This window comes from Stenotrophomonas indicatrix (genome assembly GCA_041545745.1).
GTDB classification, from domain to species: Bacteria; Pseudomonadota; Gammaproteobacteria; order Xanthomonadales; family Xanthomonadaceae; genus Stenotrophomonas; species Stenotrophomonas indicatrix_A.
This window is the reverse complement of the sequence record CP168152.1, coordinates 3,220,276-3,241,542: the sequence shown is the minus strand read 5'-3', so window position 1 is coordinate 3,241,542 and position 21,267 is coordinate 3,220,276. Positions and strand designations below refer to the sequence as shown.

The 21,267-nt window shown below is 63.0% G+C and carries 13 protein-coding genes; 5 read left to right on the top strand and 8 right to left on the bottom strand.

The genetic code is table 11. The annotated features are described in order from the left end of the window. The first annotated feature begins 103 nt into the window (after positions 1-103). A protein-coding gene (locus ACEF39_RS14925; RefSeq protein WP_500285606.1) for an IS3 family transposase occupies positions 104-1,338 on the top strand; the annotation gives its coding sequence in 2 pieces (ribosomal slippage) (positions 104-455 and positions 455-1,338; 1,236 coding nt in all). A 70-nt stretch (positions 1,339-1,408) separates the two neighbouring features. On the opposite strand, the gene ACEF39_RS14920 is transcribed toward ACEF39_RS14925, so the two are convergent. From ACEF39_RS14920 to ACEF39_RS14900, 5 genes are all read right to left on the bottom strand, one after another. Next, entirely contained in the window at positions 1,409-4,261 is a 2,853-nt protein-coding gene (locus ACEF39_RS14920) for a TonB-dependent receptor plug domain-containing protein (protein ID WP_500285605.1), read from the bottom strand. 180 nt (positions 4,262-4,441) lie between these two features. After that, positions 4,442-6,475 (bottom strand): alpha/beta hydrolase family protein, encoded by a 2,034-nt coding sequence (locus tag ACEF39_RS14915; protein WP_500288032.1) that lies wholly within the window; start codon positions 6,473-6,475, stop codon positions 4,442-4,444. Between the two features lie 161 nt (positions 6,476-6,636). Further along, complete coding sequence (locus ACEF39_RS14910) at positions 6,637-9,441, bottom strand: TonB-dependent receptor domain-containing protein (RefSeq protein ID WP_500285604.1); 2,805 nt, start codon at positions 9,439-9,441, stop codon at positions 6,637-6,639. Positions 9,442-9,828: 387 nt separating this feature from the next. Then, positions 9,829-12,636: a TonB-dependent receptor domain-containing protein gene (locus tag ACEF39_RS14905; protein WP_500285603.1), complete on the bottom strand. Its 2,808-nt coding sequence runs from the start codon at positions 12,634-12,636 to the stop codon at positions 9,829-9,831. A 362-nt stretch (positions 12,637-12,998) separates the two neighbouring features. Further along, positions 12,999-15,794 carry a TonB-dependent receptor plug domain-containing protein gene (locus ACEF39_RS14900; protein WP_500285602.1) on the bottom strand — a complete coding sequence of 932 codons (2,796 nt, stop codon included), beginning with the start codon at positions 15,792-15,794 and terminating at the stop codon, positions 12,999-13,001. 216 nt (positions 15,795-16,010) lie between these two features. On the opposite strand from ACEF39_RS14900, the gene apbC reads away from it, so the two are divergent. Beyond that, positions 16,011-16,865 (top strand): iron-sulfur cluster carrier protein ApbC, encoded by an 855-nt coding sequence (gene apbC / locus ACEF39_RS14895; RefSeq protein ID WP_500285601.1) that lies wholly within the window; start codon positions 16,011-16,013, stop codon positions 16,863-16,865. Between the two features lie 79 nt (positions 16,866-16,944). Beyond that, the gene (gene dcd / locus ACEF39_RS14890) at positions 16,945-17,511 is read left to right on the top strand and encodes a dCTP deaminase (protein WP_089236335.1); all 567 of its coding nucleotides are present in this window, start codon (positions 16,945-16,947) and stop codon (positions 17,509-17,511) included. A gap of 65 nt (positions 17,512-17,576) precedes the next feature. Here dcd and ACEF39_RS14885 read toward each other — a convergent pair whose 3' ends face one another. The 3 genes from ACEF39_RS14885 to ACEF39_RS14875 are packed head-to-tail and all read right to left on the bottom strand — an operon-like array spanning position 17,577 to position 18,850. After that, positions 17,577-17,744 carry a LiaI-LiaF-like domain-containing protein gene (locus ACEF39_RS14885; RefSeq protein ID WP_025876120.1) on the bottom strand — a complete coding sequence of 56 codons (168 nt, stop codon included), beginning with the start codon at positions 17,742-17,744 and terminating at the stop codon, positions 17,577-17,579. 15 nt (positions 17,745-17,759) lie between these two features. Next, positions 17,760-18,182 (bottom strand): HIT domain-containing protein, encoded by a 423-nt coding sequence (locus ACEF39_RS14880; protein WP_500285600.1) that lies wholly within the window; start codon positions 18,180-18,182, stop codon positions 17,760-17,762. After that, entirely contained in the window at positions 18,179-18,850 is a 672-nt protein-coding gene (locus ACEF39_RS14875) for a dienelactone hydrolase family protein (protein WP_500285599.1), read from the bottom strand. The genes ACEF39_RS14880 and ACEF39_RS14875 overlap by 4 nt, the downstream gene beginning before the upstream one ends. 206 nt (positions 18,851-19,056) lie before the next feature. Between ACEF39_RS14875 and rimO the strand changes: the two genes are divergently transcribed. Both rimO and ACEF39_RS14865 read left to right on the top strand, forming a co-directional pair. Next, positions 19,057-20,418, top strand: coding sequence for a 30S ribosomal protein S12 methylthiotransferase RimO (rimO, locus tag ACEF39_RS14870; protein ID WP_025876127.1), 1,362 nt, complete (start codon positions 19,057-19,059; stop codon positions 20,416-20,418). Further along, the gene (locus ACEF39_RS14865; RefSeq protein ID WP_500285598.1) at positions 20,415-21,233 is read left to right on the top strand and encodes a DUF3025 domain-containing protein; all 819 of its coding nucleotides are present in this window, start codon (positions 20,415-20,417) and stop codon (positions 21,231-21,233) included. The genes rimO and ACEF39_RS14865 overlap by 4 nt, the downstream gene beginning before the upstream one ends. The last annotated feature ends 34 nt before the right edge of the window (positions 21,234-21,267 follow it).

Genomic DNA, 21,267 nt, shown 5'->3' with positions numbered 1-21,267 from the left:
GCAGGCCCGCAAAAGGAAAGGGCGGCTTGCGCCGCCCTTTCCGGGTTACTTGACCCGTCCTGAATTGGGTTGACACCTTTTCCCTCTGGAAAAGGAATGTTCAATGAAATCAACAATCAGGCGCAGCCAACGGGATTACTCGCTGGCCTTCAAGTTGTCGGTGGTAGACCAGGTCGAGCGCGGGGAGCTGACCTACAAAAAGGCCCAGGAGCGTTATGGGATCCAAGGGCGCAGCACGGTGCTTTCCTGGCTTCGTCGGCATGGTCGGCAGGATTGGTCAGCTGGGGCATCATTGCCTCCCATGAGCACTGTCCCCAAAGCCGGGGCGGCCAAGCCGCTGACGCCGGAACAACAGATCAAGGCCCTGCAGGTCCAGTTGCGGGAGGCAAACGAGAAGGCGCAGTTGTTCGAGGCCATCGTGGATGTCCTCAAAGAGGATTACGGGGTAAAAATCGTAAAAAAGCCTTCCGGCAAGTCCTCACGCAAGGGCGCCTCAAAGGCGTAAGCGTGGCAAGGGCTTGCCGCCATTTCGGCATCAGTCGGCAGGCGTTCTATCAGGCCGGTCACCGCCATCAGCGGCGAGACGCTGCTGATGCTACGGCACTGTCGCTGGTGAGCGACTGCCGCGCGCGCCAGCCTCGGGTCGGTACGCGCAAGCTGCACCATCTGATTGAGCCGAAGCTGCACGCGGCGGGGATCGCTCTGGGGCGCGATCGTTTATTTGACGTGCTCCGAGAAGCGCGCTTGCTGGTGCCGCAGCGCCGCGCGTATCACAAGACGACCGATAGCCATCATCGCTTCCGCAAGCATCCCAATCTGCTCAAATCCGGTGAAGGATGCATCGTTCCCAGTGGCTGCGAACAGGTGTGGGTGGCTGACATCACCTATCTACCAACAGATGGGAAGTTCGTTTACCTGAGCCTTGTTACCGATGCGTGGTCACGCAAGATCGTAGGCTGGAGCGTGAATGAGACGCTGCAGACCGAACATACCGCGCAGGCATTGGAGATGGCCCTGAAAACCCGGAAAACGAGGCAACGGCTGATCCACCATTCGGATCGGGGCATCCAGTACTGCTCGGACAACTATCAGAAGATCCATGCCAAGCACGGCCTGACCTGCTCCATGACCGACGGCTACGATTGCTATCAGAACGCTCTGGCAGAGCGGATCAACGGGATCCTCAAATGCGAGTTTCTGCTCCGTCGCCCACGGGACCTGGGACAGGCTCGGCAGATGGTGGCTGAGGCAGTGGAGATCTACAACGCCGAGCGCCCCCACCTGTCCCTTAAAATGCAGACGCCCGATGCGATGCACCGGGCGTCCTTGGCCGCCTGACGGCGGCCGGATCATCCACCCCATAGGTGTCAACCTATGGCAGGACGGGTCAACTGCTGTTACTGCCGGATCAGAACTTGTACTTCAGACGCACGAACGGGGTGCGGCCGTAGTAGTCGTACTGCGTGGCGAAGGCCGGCACGTTGCCGTAGCGGGAATCGGCCACGCCGGTGGAAACCAGCGGCGGGGTCTTGTTGAAGATGTTGCTGACGCCCACCAGGATTTCCCAATCGGCCTGCGCGTAGCTGACCGACGCGGTGTGGTAGATACGCGAGTCGGCCACGATGTCACGGTAGGAGTTCGGACGGCCCTGGTAGGTGAACACCGGATCCAGATCGATGTCTTCGGTCTTGTGGATGTAGGTGGTCAGCCAGTTGTACGACCAGTCGCCACGGGTCAGGCTCAGTGCCAGGTTGCCCACGACCTTCGGACGGCCGACATCTCCCAGCAGTTCCGACGAGGTCAGGCCGCTGGCCGCGGCGCTGGAGAACACCTGCTGGGTGTCTTCGATGGTGTAGGTGACCTGGGTCTCGGCCGAGAACTTGCCGAACGAGAAGTCGTGGTCGAAGTTCGCGGTCAGGTCGTAACCACGGGTGCGCTGCTTGTTGATGTTGATGAACTTGTTCTGGATCTCGGTCACCGCATACGGCTGGGTAGCATTGGCCGGATTGCGGGTCAGCAGATCGCAGTAGCTGTTCGGGAACACCGAGCCGCCATAGCAGCCACGCAGGACGTTGGTGCTGCCCAGCTGTGCGATTTCATCGCTCACCTCATAGTCGAAGTAATCGATGGCCACGCTCAGGTTGGCGAAGGTCGGGGTGAACACGATGCCGGCGGTCTTCGCGCGCGAAGTTTCCGGAATCAGCGTGTTGCCACCGCCCTGGCCATACACGGTGCCGCTGCTGCCACCACCGGCATAGTTGGCCGGAATGCCTGCCGCTGCGCAGTTGGCCTGGTAGCTGGTGTTGGAGCTCTCGCCCCAGCGCACGCACGGATCATTTGCCTGTGAGAAGAAGCCGGTCTGGTTGCCCAGGTACAGCTCGTACAGGCCGGGAGCGCGGTAGGAGGTGCCGATCGAACCCCGCACGCGCAATGCCGGGATGATCTGCCAGTTGACGCCGACCTTCCAGACATTGTCCGAGCCGGACACGGTGTCGTACTTGAACACGCGGCCCGAGGCATTGATGCTCAGTGACTCGACGCCCGGCAGGCCCTTCAGCAGCGGCACGTCGAGTTCGACGAAGGCTTCCTTGACCTTGTCATTGCCCTTGGTCACGTCAGCCGAAGACGAGCCCCAGATGTCGCCGGTGCGGGACAGTTCGCTCGGCTGGTCGTTCAGCGAGTAGTAGCGGTATTCCAGGCCAGCTGCCACGCCCACGGCGCCGGCCGGCATTTCAAACAGGTCGCCGCTGACGATCGCGTTGATCGTGGCCTGCTTGTAGATGGTCTTGCCCCAGTCCCACACGCCCAGCTTGTCGACCAGTTCGTCGACCTTGCGGCCGCTCAGGTAGTCCGGGTCGAAGTAGTTCACCGCCGGCGGAGCGTCGGTGTAGTCCAGGTCGCCGCTCTTGGAGGCCTGGATGGCCAGGTTGCCGTACTTGCCCTTGGAGTGGCTGAAGTTCGCGTTGACTTCCCACGCCCAGGTGTCGGTGCCTTTGAACAGGCCATCAAGCTTGGTCGCGGCGTAGAAGTAATCGACGGTGATGTCCTGCTGCGACTTGAACAGCATCACCGGGTTGGCGACGATCTGGGTGCCGGGAACGTAGGCATACGGGAAGAACTGGCGCCAGGAGAACGTCTCGGTCTCGCGGCGGTTGAACAGGAACTGGGTCTTCCAGTTGACCGAATCGAAGCCGAAGTCGGTGGCAAGGTAGGCCGTCTTGCGTTCCTGCTTGTTGATGATGTGGCCCTGGCCCCAGCGCGCGAAGTTCACCGGCTCATCGTAGAAGGCCTGGCCGCGCGTGTAGTTCTGGGTCTTGCGCGGGCGGTAGCCCGGCAGCGGGCCGACGGTGCTGCCATCACCCGATGGCACGTAGCGGGTGCTGCCGATGTCGACCACGTTGTGCAGCATGTTGTTGCAGTTGGCCAGCGGCGTACCGGCATTGAGCGAACGATCTTCGCGGTCGATGCGGTTGCCGTCGGCGTCCTTGATCAGGTCGTTGCTGCAGTTGAGGAAGTCGCGGTCGCCGCGGGTCAGCTCGTTGTGCTGATACCACTCGACGGCAGCGATGATGCTGCCCTTCTCGAAGTTCCAGCCATTGGCCAGCGACGCCGAGAACACTTCGCCACCGCCCTCGGTCGGCACGCGGCCGGTGACGGTCAGTTCCGGACGCTCGATGTTCTTCTTGGTGATCAGGTTGACCACACCAGCCACCGCATCGGAGCCGTAGATGGAGGACGAACCGTCCTTCACGATCTCGGCGCGCTGCAGGATCGCGGTCGGAATGACGTTCAGGTCGAAGGCGCCGACGGCGCCGCGGGTACCGGCCGGGCCCGGACGCTGGCCATCCAGCAGCACCAGGGTGCGGTTTGCACCCAGGCCGCGCAGCGAAACGGTCTGCACGCCGGTGCCGCCGTCGACGACGAAACCGCCGAACTGGTGGGTGATCTGCGTTTCAGCCGAGCCAATGGCCGACTTCTGCAGGAACTCGGCGACGTTGACCTGGCCCTGCTTGGCGTTGGTCTCGGCGTTGATGGTGAACACCGGTGAGGTGGTTTCGTAGTCCGCACGGCGGATCAACGAGCCGGTGACGGTGACCTTGTCAAGGTCGGTCGCACGCTGGTTGGAGGAAGAAGTGCTTGACGCCTTTGCTTCCTGCTGGGTGGTCTCCTGGGCCATTGCCGGTGCGACCTGGAGACAGGCCAGCACAGCGAGAGTCAGTGGTACGCGGCTTGGCTTGATATGGCGGTTGGCGTTGCGCATTTCGTCGTGATCCCCACTTGTTATGCTTCGGTTAATGGAGTGTATGTGTGGCGTAAAGTAAATGCAACATGAATGGATACGTCTCGTAACTTGTTGTTGCTAAGGGGGAATTCAGGAATTCGGGCATTAAAAAACCCCGCCGGTTAAGCCGGCGGGGTTGCTGATCGGGTGCTCTGTGGGTTACAGGCCGCCCGGCCCGCAGTCCTTGGCCAGGTAGTCGGCCATCAGGGTGAGGGTCGTCTGGAAGTGGCGCGGGTACCACGGCATGCTGTGCGGCATGTCCGGGATCAATTCGAACCTGGCCGGCACCTTGCCCTGCACTGCGCTGTAGAAGTTGCGGGCATGGAATGCCGGCGTGCGCACATCGCGGTCGCCGACGAAAGTCAGCAGTGGAATGGTGGCCTTGGCCGTGTTCTGCATCGGGTCCATGCCCTTCACCGTGCGTCCCTGCAGAATGCGCTGCAGGCGGTTCTGGCTCCAGGATGTGCCCAACCGGCCCAGATCGGTGACCGGTGCACCGGCGATGGCGCACTGGTAGGGCGATGGGCTGCGTACGGTGGCCGCTGCCGCGGCGAAGCCGCCATAGGAGTAGCCGAAGATCGCGATGCGATCCTTCGCCGCGATGCCCTGCGATACCAGCCACGCGGCACCATCGTCCTTGTCGTCCTGCATCTTCTGGCCCCACTGACCATCGCCTGCCAGCCACAGCTTGCGGCCCAGGCCGGAGCTGCCACGGTACTGCGGTCGCAGAACGGCATAACCGCGCGAGGTGAAGAAGGGCACCCAGCCGGACACGTCCCAGCCCGTGTAGTCGCGAGCCCACGGTCCTCCATGCGGATGCACCAGTGTCGGCAGTGGGCCGTCGCCCTGCTTCCAACCTGCCGGCAGGTCGAGGATCGCCGGGATCTGCTGGCCATCGCGGGCGGTGTAGGTCACCCAGCGCTGCTCGCCGATCTGCTTGCTGTCCACCCAGGGACGTTCGCTGCCCAGCGGCATCACATCCTTGCGGTCGGCCAGGATGTAATAGCTCTTCGGGTTGCGGTTGCTTTCAGTGGTGAACAGTACGCGCGAGAGATCGTCGTTGTAGCCGGTGATATAGATGGTCAGGCCCGGATAGGCCTTCTGCAGGCCTTCCTGCAGGCCCTTCATCTGCGGATCGACGTAGATCGCCTGGCGCTGCGGTCCGTCGATGTAGAAGCCCAGCACCTGGTTGAAGTTGCTCTTGCGCGTGCCAAGGATCAGCGAACTGATGGAGAAGGTCGGGTGGGCGGCCAATGGCTCCTTGTCGAACTCTTTCTTGACCGGGTCGTACAGGCGGGCCTGCACCAGATCAGAGAACTGGTCGGTCAGTACATACAGTTTGCCGCTTTCATCGTCGATGCCGACCACGTCCACTGTGTAGCGTTCGCTCAGCTTGGTGGTCAGCGGCGCATGGACCTCGAACTGGCCGGCGCTGTTCTTGATCAGCACGCGCTGTTCGAAATCGTCCGAGCCGCTGGATTCGATCTGGGTCTGGGTCACCACTTCGCCGGTGCGCGGGTGGAAAAGGCCCGGGGTTGTACGCGAGTTGCCCTTGAACAGCAGTTCGGTCTGGCCGGTGCGCAGGTTGAAGCGATAGTAGTTGGCTTGCAGGGTGGCTTCATTGAGCTGGTTGATGATGACCCGGTCCGGGTCCAGCGGCAGCTGGTGTACCAGCGAAGCGGTGCCGGCCAGTTCCAGGCAGCGCAGGGTATCGGCACTGACGCCCAGCGTTCGCGTGTTGCTGGCAAAGGCCTCGTCGAACTTCGCCTGGCTGGCGTCGGTCAGGTAGGCCTTGGTCAGGAATGTCTTGGTGGCACCGGTACTGTTGCCTTCGCCGCAGCCGCCCAGCTTGCCGGTCCACTCCTGGCGGCTGATGACCAGGTTGCGGCCGGCCTTGAGCGCGCTGGCGGCGATGAATTTCATTCGATCGCCGGACGGGGTGATGGCCACTGGCCCGGCGGCGAGGTTGTCCAGGTTCCAGTTGGCCAGCGCGGTGTCGGCGTTGTTGCTGCCGGGGGCGGCGATGATGGCGACGAGCTGCTTGCCGTCGGCACTCATCGTGACCGACTGCAGCGCGGGAATCTTGGCGAAATCCTCTGCGGGCAGAGGCGCGGCGGCGGCTTGGCCGACGCACAGGCCCAGCAGCATTGAAACGGCGGCACCCAGGCGGGCAGGCGTATATCGGAGTTGCATCATCAGCGGTTCCTTGTGGCGGGGCACGGCAACATGACCGGAAGATGAACGAAGCCCGGGTTTCCGTCAACTCCGCGTGAATATCCCCGCGTGCGCACCACCGATACAAGAGACCCCGCCGTAGCGGGGTCTCTTGCTGCAGAAAAAACGGCGTCGACGGATCAGTTGTTGCCGAACTCGTACTTGGCCTGCACGTAGATGGCACGGCCATAAGCGTTGTACAGGTAGTTGTTGTACGGCTGGCCGCTGGTGCCGGAGAAGCTGTACCGCTGGTTGTCAGGCATCTTGTTGAACACGTTGTTGACCATCAGCGACAGGGTCAGGTTGTCCATCGCCCGATAGTTCACGCTGAGGTTGTAGGTGGTGTACGAACCCCACTTGCCGGCCTTGTAGCCGGAGCTGTGGACGTAGTCGTAGCCATTGCCCAGGTAGGCCATGTAGTTCGGCGTCTTGCCGATGTAGTTGGCATACAGGGTGGTGGTCCACTTGTCCTTGGCCCAGCCGATCGAGCCGTCGGCGCGCACCTTGGCGTACGAGTCGTACACCCACATCGCATACGGGTCGCGCAGCAGGTCCAGGTACTCATCGCCCGGCTGTGGCTGCAGTTCGCGCTTGAGCATGTCGGTGTAGTTGCCGGAGAACTGCAGCGAACCGAAGCGGCCGATGTCCTGCACGTACTTGAAGCTGGCTGTCAGCGCCTGCAGGTTCTGGCTGGCCACGTTCATCTTCGGCGTATAGATCTCATCGAGCACGCCGGAAGAATCGCGGGTGATCCAATCGGTTACGTTCTGGCAGCTGGCCGAGGTGTTGTTGGTCTGGCCGTTGCGGCAGTAGTACTCGGCCAGCAGCAGCTGATCGGAGCTGAGGGTGTTGACCTCGTTCTTGATCTTCCAGTTGTAGTAGTCCACCGACACCGAAAGATTGTTGATCGGAGCCCAGACGATGCCCGCGTTCCAGACATCTGCGGTGATCGGTTCCAGGTCGGGATTGCCGGACTGGGTTCCGAATACCGACACGCTGTCATACGGGCAACCAGTGGTGTTGGCCGGGTCGTAGCCAAGCTGGCCACAACGGTAGTAGTCGGTAGAGCCGTTGGCGTAGTAACCGCTGACGCCCTGGAAGGCATCGGACAGGGTGGGCGCACGGAACGCCGTACCGTACTTGCCGCGGAACAGCAGGCTGTCGATCGGACGGAATTCCAGTCCGACGCTGTAGGTTGCCTTGTCGATGGTGCTGCTGCCGATCTTGAAGGCGTCGTAGCGGCCGGAGCCGGTCACCGTCAGTGATTCCAGCAACGGCATGCGCAGTTCACTGGTCACGGCATAGTTGCTGCGATGACCGGCGCCGGAAACCGCGGTGGTGCCCCAGACGCTGCCATCGACCAGGCGTGCATCCGGCGTATAGTCCCAGCCTTCGCTGCCACCTTCGACCACCACTGCGAAGCCGGCATCACCGCCGGGCAGCTTGAACAGCGAACCGTTGGTGACCTGCGCACGCAGCAGGTTCTGCCAGGTCCGGCTCTGGCTGTAGGTGTAGCCGGTGAAGCTCTGGAAATCACCGCTCGGCAGCGGAGAGTAGAACGCTTCCCAGTCGGGGCTGTAGATGTCGTAGCCGGTACTGGTGGTACCCAGCACCGGGCCCAGCACACGCTGCTCGAAGTAGTCGTTGATCGGATCGTTCCAGCGCACGAAGTTGCGTTCGGTCAGCTTGTACTCGCCGCGGGTGAAGCTTGCGCTGTAGTCCCAGTTGCCGGCCGTGCCGCGACCGCCGAGGGTGACCTGGTAGGCCTTGTTGCGATCGGTGTTCATGATGTCGCGATAGCCGCCGGCGCCGATGTCCTCCGGCGCGAACACGCGTTGCAGGTTCAGGTACTGGCCGCTGTCCTGGTCATAGAAGCGGCCCCAGCCGGAGGAGGTGCCCCACCAGGTGTAGTTCGAGCCGGTGGCGTACTTCACTTCCTCCAGGCTGTAGAGCGCATCGCCGAACAACTGGAAGTTGTCGTTCACATCGAAGGTCATCGAGCTGTAGATCTGCCCGCTTTCCTTGCCGTTCTTGATGGTCTTGTAGCCGGTGCCATAGACCGAACCGCAGGCCTGGCCGGTCGGCCGGGTGCCGAGCACGGTGGTGCCGTCGAACTGGCCCGCCACGTTGGCGCACAGGTTCGGGTCCATCATCGCGTAGCGGTTGCTGTTGGCCGGCAGCAGCACCAGGAAGTCATTGGAGACGTACTGGGGGCTGTAGCCGTCGGGGTTGTTGACCTTGGTCAGGTCGCGCTGGTAGCCCCAGATCGGACTGGTCTTTTCGTACTGCACGTTGACCAGCGCATTGAATCGATCATCGACACCATTGAAGCCGCGCGCCGCACTCACGCGCACGCTGTTGCCGCCGCCCTCGGAGTAGGCGCCGCCACGGACATTGAGCACGCCGCCGTCCATGCGCTCCTTGAGGATGATGTTGACCACGCCGGCGATCGCATCCGAACCGTACAGCGACGACTGGCCGCCGGGCAGGATCTCGATGCGCTCGACGATGTCGATCGGAATGCCGCTGATGTTGTTGAAACTGTCGCTGCCGTTGTACAGCGCCGGATACGAGAGCATCGGGCGGCCGTTGATCAGGTACTTGGTGTAGCCGGGGCTGAGCCCGAACATGCCGGCTGCCTCGGCACCCTGGGTGAACGAAGCGGAAGTCTGCCCGCCCTGCAGGCCGCCAGTGGACAGCGAGGACTGCTGCAGGACGTCGGCGACGCTGGTGAAGCCGCGGGTCTGGATGTCCTCGGCGGTGACGGTCAGGACCGGTGTGTGGTTCTCGATCTGCGTCTGGGGGATCAGTGAGCCGGTGACGGTGACGCGGTCAAGCTGGGTCGGCGCGTTGTCCTGCGCATAGGCTGCGCCAGAGGCGAGCAGGGTGCCGATCAAGGCAAGGGTCAGCGGGTGACGCGAAGGCGTGGAGCGATGGCGAGACATGATGGATCCCCGTGTGAGCGATGTCGTCTGGCTGATGTCCTCCCTGACACCTTCATGGTGTGTTCAGTTGCAATCCATTCAGCCGGACCGTAACACGATGTTCACGTTGTCAAAACGGCCTCGTCACACGGGTGTGCTGTTCATCGGAAGAAAATTCCTTTGAAATCAGTGCATAAACGCGATTGTCTGGGAATGTTTCAAAATGTTGCGTTGCAGAACGGAACTGGTCGAATCCAATATTTCGTATGTAGATCAATGGCTTGCTGATTCGCGGAAGCGTTTCTGATTGTTTGATTTATGAGACGCGTTTGGATGTTCCGTCTCAATTGGTAGACATGAAAAAGCCCCGCCGAAGCGGGGCCTTTTGGGTTGCTGCGAGACCGGCGCTTACTTCTTGCCGAACTCGTACTTGGCCTGCACGTAGACCGCGCGGCCGTAGGGGTTGTAGATGCTGCTGTTGTAAGGCGCGCCGATGTTGCCGGCGTAGCTGTAGGCCTGGCCGTCGGGCATCTTGTTGAACACGTTGTTGACCATCATCGACAGCGTCAGGTTGTCCATCGCCTGGTAATTCACGCTCAGGTTGTAGGTGGTGTACGAGCCCCACTTGCCGGCCTCGTAGCCGGACGGATGCACGTAGTCGTAGCCCTTGCCCAGGTACGCCATGCGGTTGGGCGTCTTGCCGATGTAGTTGAAGTACACGGTGGTGGTCCACTTGTCCTTCGCCCAGCCCACTGCACCATCCGCGCGCACCTTGGCGTACTGGTCGTAGTTCCACATCGCGTACGGGTCGCGCAGCAGGTCCAGGTAGTCGTCGCCCGGCTGCGGCTGCAGTTCGCGCTTGATCATGTTGGTGTAGTTGCTGGAGAACTGCAGTGCACCGAAGCGGCCGATGTCCTGCACGTACTTGAAGCTGGCCGTCACCGCCTGCAGGTTCTGGCTGGCGATGTTCATCTTCGGTGTGTAGATCTGGTCAAGCTTGCCGGCGCCATCACGGGTGATCCAGTCGCTCACGTTCTGGCAGCTGGCTGAGGTGTTGTTGGTCTGGCCGTTGCGGCAGTAGTACTCGGCCAGCAGCAACTGGTCGGAACTGAGCGTGTTGACCTCGTTCTTGATCTTCCAGTTGTAGTAGTCCACCGACACCGACAGGTTGTTGATGGGGGCCCACACGATGCCTGCGTTCCAGACGTCGGCGGTGATCGCTTCCAGATCGGGGTTGCCGGACTGTTCGCCGAACACCGATTCGTTGCTGTACGGACAGCCCACGGTATCGCTGGGGTTGAAGCCAAGCTGGCCACAGCGGTAGTAATCGACCGAACTGTTGGCGTAGTAGCCGCTGCGGCCCTGGAATGCGTCGGACAGGCTGGGCGCGCGGAAGGCGGTGCCGTACTTGCCGCGGAACAGCAGGCTTTCAATGGGACGGAATTCCACGCCGATGCTGTAGGTTGATTTGTCGACGGTCTTGTCGGCGATCTTGAACGCGTCGTAGCGGCCCGAGGCGGTCACGGTCAGCGATTCCAGCAGCGGCATGCGCAGCTCGCTGGTCAGCGCGTAGTTGCTGCGATGGCCGGCGCCGGCCACCGAGGTGGTGCCCCACACGCTGCCATCCAGCAGGCGCTGATCGGGTGTGTACGACCAGCCTTCGCTACCGGCTTCGGCAACGATCGCCAGACCGGCATCGCCGCCGGGCAGCTTGAACAGCGAACCGTTGGTGATCTGTGCACGGCCCAGGTTCTGCCAGGTGCGGCTCTTGTTGTAGGTGAAACCGGTGAAGGTCTGGAAATCACCGGCCGGCAGCGGCGAATAGAACGCGCCCCAGTTCGGGTTGTAGATGTTGTAGCCATCGTCGCTGACGCCCAGCACCGGACCCAGCACACGGTCTTCGAAGTAGCTGTCGATCTCGTTGGCCCAGCGCGCGAAGCTGCGCTCGGTCAGCTTGTATTCGCCACGGCTGAAGCTGGCGCTGTAGTCCCAGTTGCCGACATTGCCACGACCGCCCAGTGTGATCTGGTAGGCCTTGTTGCGATCGGTGCTCATGATGTCGCGGTAACCGGCGGGGCTGATGTCCTCCGGCGCGAACGCACGCTGCAGGTTCATGTACTCGCCACTGGCCTGGTCGACGAACGCACCGAAACCGACATCGCTGCCCCAGAATGCGTAGCCCGAACCGGCGTTGTACTGCACTTCTTCCAGGCTGTAGAGCGCGTCTGCGAACAGCTGGAAGTTGTCGTTGACATCAAAGGACATCGACGAATAGATCTGGCTGCTCTCCTTGCCGTTCTTCAGCGTCTTGTAGCCGGCGCTGAAGGGCGAGCCACAGGATTCGCCGACCGCACGCGTGCCCAGTACGGTGGTGCCGCCGAACTGGCCGGCCACGTTGGCGCAGCGGCTCGGGTCCATCATCACGTAAGCGTTCTGCTGGTCCGGCAGGTAGACCAGGAAGTCGTTGGTCGGAACCTGCGGTGTATAGCCCTTGGTGTTGTTCTGCTTGGTCAGGTCGCGCTGGTAGCCCCAGATCGGGCTGCTCTTCTCGTACTGCACGTTGACCAGTGCGTGGAAGCGGTCATCGAAGGCGTTGAAACCATGCGCGCCGCTGACGCGGAAATCGTTGCCGCCACCCTCGGTGTAACCGCCGCCGCGCACATTCAGCACGCCGCCGTCCATGCGGTCCTTGAGAATGATGTTGACCACACCGGCAATCGCGTCCGAGCCGTACAGCGACGACTGGCCACCGGGCAGGATCTCGATGCGCTCGACGATGTCGATCGGGATGCCGCTGAGGTTGTTGAAGGTGTCGCTGCCGTTATAGAGGGCAGGGTAGGACAGCATCGGCCGTCCGTTGATCAGGTACTTGGTGTAGCTCGGGCTGAGGCCGAACATGCCCGAGGCTTCAGCGCCCTGGGTGAACGAAGCGGAGGTCTGGCCGCCCTGCAGGCCGCCGGTGGTCAGCGAGTTCTGCTGCAGCACCTCTGCCACGCTGGTGAAGCCACGGGTCTGGATGTCCTCGGCGGTGACGGTCAGGACCGGCGTGTGGTTCTCGATCTGCGTCTGCGGGATCAGTGAGCCGGTGACGGTCACGCGTCCGAGATCGGTGGGCGTGTTGTCCTGGGCGAGCGCGATCGCGCTGCTGCTGGCCAGGATCAGGCCGCTGAGGACGGCGCGGGTGAGCGGGTGACGCGGGAAGCCATTGCGAGACATGCGGTACTCCGTGTGGTCGTGAGAAACGCGTTTTCCCTTTCCTGGGAACTCATGGATGGTTCAGCAGCCTGCAGATGCAGAAAGGCGGCGTTTTTCGAACGTAACACATGCTTAACTTGTTTTTCGCGGGCTTGTCGCGCTCTCGCAATGGCTCGTCGGAAGTTAATAAAAAAATCATCAAAAACAACTTGTTGCGATATTGGTGCGAATTTGCCGAGTTTGGCGTAATGAATATAAAGTAAATTCAGGGGCATTTAACAATCGAGATGATCCCGCAGCGATCAAGGGACTCGCGTTGTCCAAAAAAAAAGGCCCCGCCGAAGCGGGGCCTGGTCCGGAATCAAACCCGGAAAACGACGGGATTACTTGCCGAAGTCGTACTTGGCCTGCACGTACACGGTACGGCCGTAGACGTTGTACAGGTAGTTGTTGAACGGCGTGCCGGAGGTGCCCTGGTAGCTGTGGGCCTGCTGCTCGGGCATCTTGTTGAACACGTTGTTGACCATCAGCGACAGGGTCAGGTCATCCTGCACGCGGTAGTTCACGCTCAGGTTGTAAGTGGTGTACGAAGCCCACTTGCCTGCCTTGTAGCCCGACGCACCATGGGTGTACTCGTAGCCATTCAGGCCCGCCAGGTAGTTCGGGGTGTGGCCGATGTAGTTCGCGTACAGCGTGGTGGTCCACTTGTCCAGCGACCAGGCCACCGACGCGTCGGAACGGACCTTGGCGTAGCTGTCGTAGTTCCACATCGACTTCGGGTTGCCCAGCAGGTCCTGGAAGTCCTCACCCGGCTGCGCCTGCACTTCACGCTTGAGCATGTTGGTGTAGTTGCCCGAGAACTGCAGCGAACCGAAGCGGCCGATGTCCTGCAGGTACTTGAAGCCGACGGTCACGGCCTGCAGGTTCTGGCGGGCCACGTTCATCTTCGGGGTGTACAGCGAGCTCAGGTTGCCGGCCGAATCACGGGTGACCCAGTCAGCCACGTTCTGGCAGGTGGCCGAGGAGCCGTTCGGCAGGCCGTTGCGGCAGTAGTACTCGGCCAGCAGCAGCTGGTCGGTGCTGGCCGTATCGACTTCGTTCTCGATCTTCCAGTTGTAGTAGTCGGCCGAGATCGACAGGTTCGCCATCGGCGCCCAGACGATGCCCGCGTTCCAGACGTCGGCGGTGATCGGTTCCAGGTCCGGGTTGCCGGCACGCTCGGAGTAGACCGAGACGCTGTCCGCGTAGCGGCAGGCGTCAGTGTTGCCCGGCACGTAGCCCAGCTCGCCGCAACGGTAGTAGTCGGTGGAGTTGGCGGCGTAATAGCCGCTGCGGCCCTGGAACGCGTCCGGCAGGGTCGGCGCGCGGAAGGCGGTGCCGTACTTGCCGCGGAACAGCAGGCTTTCGATCGGACGGAACTCGACACCCACGCTGTAGGTGGCCTTGTCGACGGTGTTGTCGGCGATCTTGAAGGCGTCATAGCGACCGGAAGCGGTCACCGTCAGCGACTCCAGCAGCGGCATGCGCAGCTCGCTGGTCACCGCGTAGTTGCTGCGATGACCGTTGCCGGCAACAGCCGACGAGCCCCACACGTCGCCGTCCAGCAGGCGCTGGTCGGGGCTGTAGTCCCAACCTTCGCTGCCGCCTTCGACGACCACGGCCAGGCCGGCATCACCGCCCGGCAGCGAGAACAGCGAGCCGTTGGTGACCTGCGCGCGTGCCAGGTTCTGCCAGGTGCGGCTGTGGTTGGTGGTGTAACCGGTGAAGCCAGCGAAATCTTCCGGCGAGATCGGCGAGTAGAACGCGCCCCAGTTGGTGTTGTAGATGCCGAAGCCATCCTGGGTGCCCAGCTGCGGGCCCAGCACCTTGTCGGCGAAGTAGCTGTTGATGGCATTGCCGAAGCGCTGGAACTTGCTTTCATCCAGGCGGTATTCGCCACGGGTGAAGCTCAGGCTGTAGTCCCAGTTGCCGACCGCACCCTTGCCGCCCAGGGTGACCTGGTAGGCACGGCTCTTGTCGTTGTTCAGGATGCCCTTGTAGCCTTCGCCGCCGATGTCTTCCGGAGCGAACGCGCGCTGCAGGTTGACCAGCTTGCCGGAGGCCTGGTCGTAGAAGCCACCCATGGTGCTCTTGGTGCCCCACCAGAGGTAGTTGGAGCCCGAGGTGTATTCGGTTTTTTCCTTGCTGTACAGCACGTCGGCGAACAGCTGGAAGTTGTCGTTCACGTCGAAGGTCATCGACGAGTAGAACTGGCCGCTGTCCTTGCCGTTCTTGAGGGTCTTGTAGCCGGCGCCGAAGACCGAGCCGCAGGACTGGCCCGTCGGGCGGTTCGCCAGCACGGTGGTGCCATCGAACTGGCCGGCAACGTTGGCGCAGTTGCTCGGGTCCATCATGTACAGCGCATTGGTCTTGGCGTCGATGACGGCGAAGTCGTTCGACGGCAGCTGCGCGGTGTAGCCGTTCGCGTTGTTCTGCTTGGTCAGGTCACGCTGGTAGCCCCAGATCGGGTTGCTGCTTTCGATCTGCACGTTGACCAGTGCATTGAAGCGGTCGTCCAGCGCCGAGAAGCCGTGTGCACCGCTGACGCGGAAGCTGCTGCCACCGCCTTCAGTGGAAGTGCCGCCACGCACGGACAGGCTGCCGCCTTCCATGTGGTCCTTCAGGATGATGTTGACCACGCCGGCGATCGCATCCGAACCGTACAGGGAGGACTGGCCACCCGGCAGGACTTCGATGCGCTCGACGATGTCGATCGGAATGCCGCTGATGTTGTTGAACGCGTCGCCGCCGTTGTACAGCGCCGGGTAGGACATCATCGGGCGGCCGTTGATCAGGTACTTGGTGTAACCCGGATTCAGGCCGAACATGCCAGCGGCTTCAGCGCCCTGGGTGAACGAAGCGGAGGTCTGGCCGCCCTGGATGCCGCCGGTGGTCAGCGAAGACTGCTGCAGCACTTCGGCGACGCTGTTGAAGCCGCGTGACTGGATGGCTTCAGCGCTGATGGTCATGACCGGGGTCTGGGTCTCGACCTGGGTCTGCGGGATCAGCGAGCCGGTGACAGTGATCTTGTCCAGATTGGTGGCCTTGTCCTGGGCCAGTGCCGGCGAGGCGGCAACCAGGGCGGAGATCAAGGCGACAGCGAGGGTGTTGCGACGTGCGGAATTGCGAAGGTCTTTCATGTAGTTCCGTTCAGAGAGCAAATACGAGTACGGCACTGCGCATGCGCCATCGTGCGTGCCGTAGATCCAGCAACGCAGCCCAAAACCAGTGCTTAGCGAACGTAACATGAACTTAACAATCTGTGCACGAATCTGTAGCAATCCTGAATTTCAGTCAGCGTACGTCCAGCTAGTATGATGTTGGGTTCTTCTTATCGATTCACCCCGGAGTCCGCAGTGAACAGTTCTTCCCGTCGTCCGCATGCCAGCCAGGTGCAGAAGGGACTGGCGCCGCATGCGCGCATCCGCAACGTGATCGCGGTGGGCTCGGGAAAGGGTGGGGTGGGCAAGTCGACAACGGCGGTCAACCTTGCCGTTGCCCTGCAGCAGCTTGGCGCGCGCGTCGGCGTGCTTGACGCGGACATCTACGGCCCCAGCGTGCCGGCGATGCTCGGCCTGTCCGGTCGCCCGGAAAGCCCGGACAACAAGAGCATCGAGCCGATGCGTGCCTTCGGCGTGGACACCATGTCGATCGGCTATCTGGTCGAGGACGAAACGCCGCTGATCATGCGTGCACCGCGCGCGACGGCGGCGCTGACCCAGCTGTTCGAAGACACGTTGTGGGACGACCTGGACTACCTGCTGATCGACCTGCCGCCGGGTACCGGCGACATCCAGCTGACGCTGGTGCAGAAGATCCCGCTGGCCGGTGCGGTGATCGTCACCACGCCGCAGGACATCGCCACGCTGGATGCGAAGAAGGCGCTGAAGATGTTCGAGAAGGTCGAGGTGCCGGTGCTGGGCGTGGTCGAGAACATGGCCGTGCATACCTGCGGCAACTGCGGGCACGTGGAGCATCTGTTCGGCGAGGGTGGTGGCGAGCGCATGGCGGCGCAGTACGGCGTACCGCTGCTGGGGTCGTTGCCGCTGCAGATCGGCATCCGCGAGCAGGGCGATGCCGGTACCCCGATCACCGCCGCACAGCCGGATTCGGCGGCGGCCCAGGCCTACCATCGCGCTGCCCAGCGTCTGGTCGAGGAAGTGGGCAAGCGTCCGCGCGCCTCGATCCCGATCCTGTCCTCGCTGCTGTAAGGGCCCGCTGGCGGGGCTGCGGCGGTGACGCCCGGCCCCCTGCTAGAATCCTCGCGCCCCCTTGCACCCAGGACAGAGCATGAGCATCAAGAGTGACCGTTGGATCCGCCAGATGTCCGAACAGCACGGCATGATCGAGCCGTACGAGGCCGGGCAGGTCAAGCAGGTCAACGGCGAGCGCATCGTCAGCTACGGCACTTCCAGCTACGGCTACGACGTGCGCTGCTCGCGCGAGTTCAAGGTGTTCACCAACATCAACTCGACGATCGTGGACCCCAAGCATTTCGATCCGGGCAGCTTCGTCGATATCGTTGGCGATGAGTGCATCATTCCGCCGAACAGCTTCGCGCTGGCGCGCACGGTCGAATATTTCCGCATTCCGCGCGACACCCTGGTGGTGTGCCTGGGCAAGAGCACCTATGCGCGCTGCGGCATCATCGTCAACGTGACCCCGCTGGAGCCGGAGTGGGAAGGCCACGTGACCCTGGAATTCAGCAATACCACGCCGCTGCCGGCGCGTATCTATGCCAACGAAGGCGTGGCGCAGATGCTGTTCTTCCAGTCCGATGAAGTGTGCGAGACCTCGTACAAGGACCGCGGCGGCAAGTACCAGGGCCAGACCGGCGTGACCCTGCCGCGCACCTGAAGATGGCGCCGGGCGATGCCCGGCGTTCTGCGTGATCTCGAAGGCGGCGCATGCGCCGCCTTTGCTTATTTACCGCGACCGAACAGGATCGCGATGCCTACGGCCACCAGGCCGAGCGGCCACCAGGTCAACAGCAGGCGCGACAGGTTCAGGTTGGTCCAGCCCAGATTGCTGGCCAGCATGAACAGGCCGATCAGGATCAGCAGGATGGCGGCGACGATATTGAATCGCATCGGGTCGGCACTGGCTCAGGAATGGGCCGGATATCCTAGCCGTTCCTTCCAGTAGGCGACATGCTGGTCCAGCGCCGCGGCCTCATAGCGGTGCGCCGGGCCGCTGCCCCAGACCGGTCCCGGCCACGCCGGATCGCCGTCGTGGCGGCCGATCACGTGGAAATGCAGCTGGCGCACGATGTTGCCCAGCGCGCCGATGTTGATCTTCTCAACCCCGTCGGAACCGTGCAGCGCCTTGCAGGCGCGGTTGAGCTCGGTGCGCAGCTTGTCCTGCTGCTCGCCGTCCAGCTCGATCCACTCGGTGACCCCGGCCAGGCGCGGCACCAGCACCAGCCAGGGGAATCGTTCGTCGTTCATCAGTCGCACTTGCGACAGCGGGCCTTCGGCCACCAGCACGCTATCGCTGGCCAGGCGTGAATCGAGTTCGAAATCGCTCATCCAAGATGCTCCGAGAAGAAGTCCAGGGTGCGTTGCAGCGCCAGGGCGGCGCTGTCTGGATCATACGCATGTCCGACCTCCCGGTTGAAGGCATGGTCGGCCGGATAGACGTAGGTCGCCATCTGCGGCAGCTTCTCGCGGTGGGCCTGGATCGCCTCCGGCGGGATGCTCTTGTCCTGCGCGCCGAAGTGGAACATCACCGGGGCCTTCGGCGTTTCATCCAGGAACTGCACGTTGCGCGCGCCGTAGTAGCTCACCGAGGGCAGGCCCAGGCGCAGCGCCGACAGCAGGGCGACGCTGCCGCCCCAGCAGTAGCCGACCGTGCCGACCTTGCCATGCGGGGCCAGCCGTGTGGCGGCGGCGCGGACCACTTCCAGTGCCTTTTCCATGCCCAGGGCGGTGACCCGTTGCAGGCCATCCTTCACGCCTTCGGGGCTGTAGAGCAGGGCGTCCGGGTCGGCCTCGGGGCCGTCCACCAGGTCGAAGAACGACGGTGCCAGCACCGCGTAGCCCTCGGCCGCGAAACGTTCGGCCACGCTGCGGATGTGCGGGTTGGCACCGAAGATTTCCTGCACCACCACCAGTGCGCCGCGGGATTTGCCCTCGGGCAGTGCCTGCCAGGCGCGGACCGGGCCATGATGCGTGTCCAGGGTGATCCATTCGGACATCGGGGGGTACCTCGTTGCAGGGGACATGCCTGCATTGTCGGTGCTGGGCGGGTTAGCGCGATGTCAGCGGCTGTGCGGGATCGGGCGGCTCACACGATTCAGAGGCCGCCCCCCAACCCCGGTATACTGGCGCCCTTTCAGGCCCCGGCCCCCAGGTCCCCCTGCCATGCCGGCAGGGGCCCAGGCCCCCAGAGTCCCGCGATTCCATGTCCCAGCTGAACCCCAAAGTCGGCTTCGTCAGCCTTGGCTGCCCGAAGGCCCTCGTCGATTCCGAGCGTATCCTCACCCAGCTGCGGTCGGAAGGCTACGACATCGTCCCGTCCTATGATTCGGCCGACGTGGTGGTGGTCAACACCTGCGGCTTCATCGATTCGGCGGTGACCGAATCGCTGGATGCCATCGGCGAGGCGATGAACCAGAACGGCAAGGTCATCGTCACCGGCTGCCTGGGCAAGCGCCCCGAGCAGATCCGTGAGGCGTACCCGAACGTGCTGGCGGTGTCCGGGCCGCAGGATTACCAGAGCGTGATGGAAGCCGTGCACGCGGCGCTGCCGCCCAAGCACGACCCGTTCGTGGATCTGGTGCCGGACTACGGTATCAAGCTGACCCCGCGTCACTACGCCTATCTGAAGATTTCCGAAGGCTGCAACCACCATTGCAGCTTCTGCATCATTCCGTCGATGCGCGGCAAGCTGGTCTCGCGCCCGGTGGACGAGGTGCTGCGCGAAGCCGAGCGCCTGGTGCGCGGCGGTGTGCGCGAGCTGCTGGTGGTTTCGCAGGACACCTCTGCCTACGGCGTGGATGTGAAGTACGCCGAGAAGATGTGGCGCGACAAGGCCTACCAGACCCGCCTGAAGGCACTGTGCGAAGGCTTGTCCGAACTGGATGCGTGGGTGCGCATGCACTACGTCTATCCGTATCCGCACGTCGATGACGTGGTGCCGCTGATGGCCGAGAACCGGATCCTGCCGTACCTGGACATCCCGTTCCAGCACGCCAGCCCGCGCATCCTGCGCCTGATGAAGCGCCCCGGCGCAGTCGAGAAGACCTTGGAGCGCGTGCAGAACTGGCGCCGCATCGCGCCGGACATCACCGTGCGTTCGACCTTCATCGTCGGTTTCCCGGGCGAGACCGAGGCCGAATTCGAAGAGCTGCTGTCGTTCCTGGACGAAGCGCAGCTGGACCGCGTCGGCGCGTTCGCCTACTCGCCGGTGGAGGGCGCCACGGCCAACAACCTGCCGGACCCGGTGCCGGAAGAAGTGAAGCAGGAACGACTGGCGCGCTTCATGGAGAAGCAGGCGCAGATTTCGGCTTCGCGTCTGGAAGCCAAGATCGGCACGGTGCAGCAATGCCTGGTCGATGCCATCGAAGGCGATATCGCGGTGGCTCGTTCCAAGGCCGATGCGCCGGAGATCGACGGCCTGGTGCATATCCAGAACGCAGACCAGGTGGCATTGCGCGTGGGTGAGTTCGTCGACGTGGAAATCACCGAGAGCGACGAGCACGACCTCTACGGCGACGCGCTGCCGCCGACCACGCGCCCGGCCTTCGACCTCAAGGTGCTGTGACCAGGACGGAGACTGCTGATGGCGGCCCCCGCCGCTTCGTGGCACCGTTGCGCGCGGCGGTGGATCGGTCTGCGTTCGATCATCCGGTGTTTGCCGGTATCGCTGAATTCGCTGATCTGCTGACCGCAGCGGACTGGCCGCGCGTGTCCGACCTGGACGCGCGCCTGGCGTTGTCGGACAAGCGCGTTGTTGAACAGGATGCGGCGTTGCTGGCCGACGGCCTGCACTATGAAGCGCGCATCGCCGAAGGCCGCATCGCAACACGTGCCGACAACTGGCACGACCTGTTCAATGCCCTGGTCTGGGCACGCCATCTGCCGATCAAGTGCGCACTCAACGCGCAGCAATGCCGGCACATCGAGGGCATGGCCGCAGGACAACGCAATCGCGCGCAGGCCGCGCTGACCCAGTTCGATGAAACCGGCGTGGTGGTACGCGTGCGCGATCCGGCGTTGCTGGCAGCCTGGGATGCTCACCAGTGGCGCGTGCTGTTCGAACCGAGCCACTGGAAGTCGGGACGGATTGCCATCGCCGCAGTATTCGGTCATGCCTTGATGGAACAGGCGCTGCTGCCGGGCCGGCTGCTGGTCGGCAAATGTGTGGTGCTGCAGGGCGATGACGATGCGGGCTGCATCGTCACGGTCGCGCGGGCCATCAGGGAGGGCAGGGTGCTGCTCGATCCCATGGAGCTGCGTCCGCTGCCGTTGGCGGGCATTCCCGGCTGGCACACCGATCAGACGCCGGCCTTTTACGCGAACGACGACTACTTCCGCCCGCTGCGCGAAGGCCGTCGTTACCCGCCGCCGCTTCTGTAGAACTGCGCACCCATGCCCGGCTGAGCGCCGCTGC

What these genes read in the sequence shown, in the direction of transcription:
- ACEF39_RS14910 (WP_500285604.1), bottom strand. Translation starts at nt 9,441, where the DNA reads ATGTCTCGCCATCGCTCCACGCCTTCGCGTCACCCGCTGACCCTTGCC.
- ACEF39_RS14900 (WP_500285602.1), bottom strand. Translation starts at nt 15,794, where the DNA reads ATGAAAGACCTTCGCAATTCCGCACGTCGCAACACCCTCGCTGTCGCC.
- ACEF39_RS14915 (WP_500288032.1), bottom strand. Translation starts at nt 6,475, where the DNA reads ATGCAACTCCGATATACGCCTGCCCGCCTGGGTGCCGCCGTTTCAATG.
- ACEF39_RS14875 (WP_500285599.1), bottom strand. Translation starts at nt 18,850, where the DNA reads ATGTCCGAATGGATCACCCTGGACACGCATCATGGCCCGGTCCGCGCC.
- dcd (WP_089236335.1), top strand. Translation starts at nt 16,945, where the DNA reads ATGAGCATCAAGAGTGACCGTTGGATCCGCCAGATGTCCGAACAGCAC.
- rimO (WP_025876127.1), top strand. Translation starts at nt 19,057, where the DNA reads ATGTCCCAGCTGAACCCCAAAGTCGGCTTCGTCAGCCTTGGCTGCCCG.
- ACEF39_RS14905 (WP_500285603.1), bottom strand. Translation starts at nt 12,636, where the DNA reads ATGTCTCGCAATGGCTTCCCGCGTCACCCGCTCACCCGCGCCGTCCTC.
- ACEF39_RS14920 (WP_500285605.1), bottom strand. Translation starts at nt 4,261, where the DNA reads ATGCGCAACGCCAACCGCCATATCAAGCCAAGCCGCGTACCACTGACT.
- ACEF39_RS14885 (WP_025876120.1), bottom strand. Translation starts at nt 17,744, where the DNA reads ATGCGATTCAATATCGTCGCCGCCATCCTGCTGATCCTGATCGGCCTG.
- ACEF39_RS14880 (WP_500285600.1), bottom strand. Translation starts at nt 18,182, where the DNA reads ATGAGCGATTTCGAACTCGATTCACGCCTGGCCAGCGATAGCGTGCTG.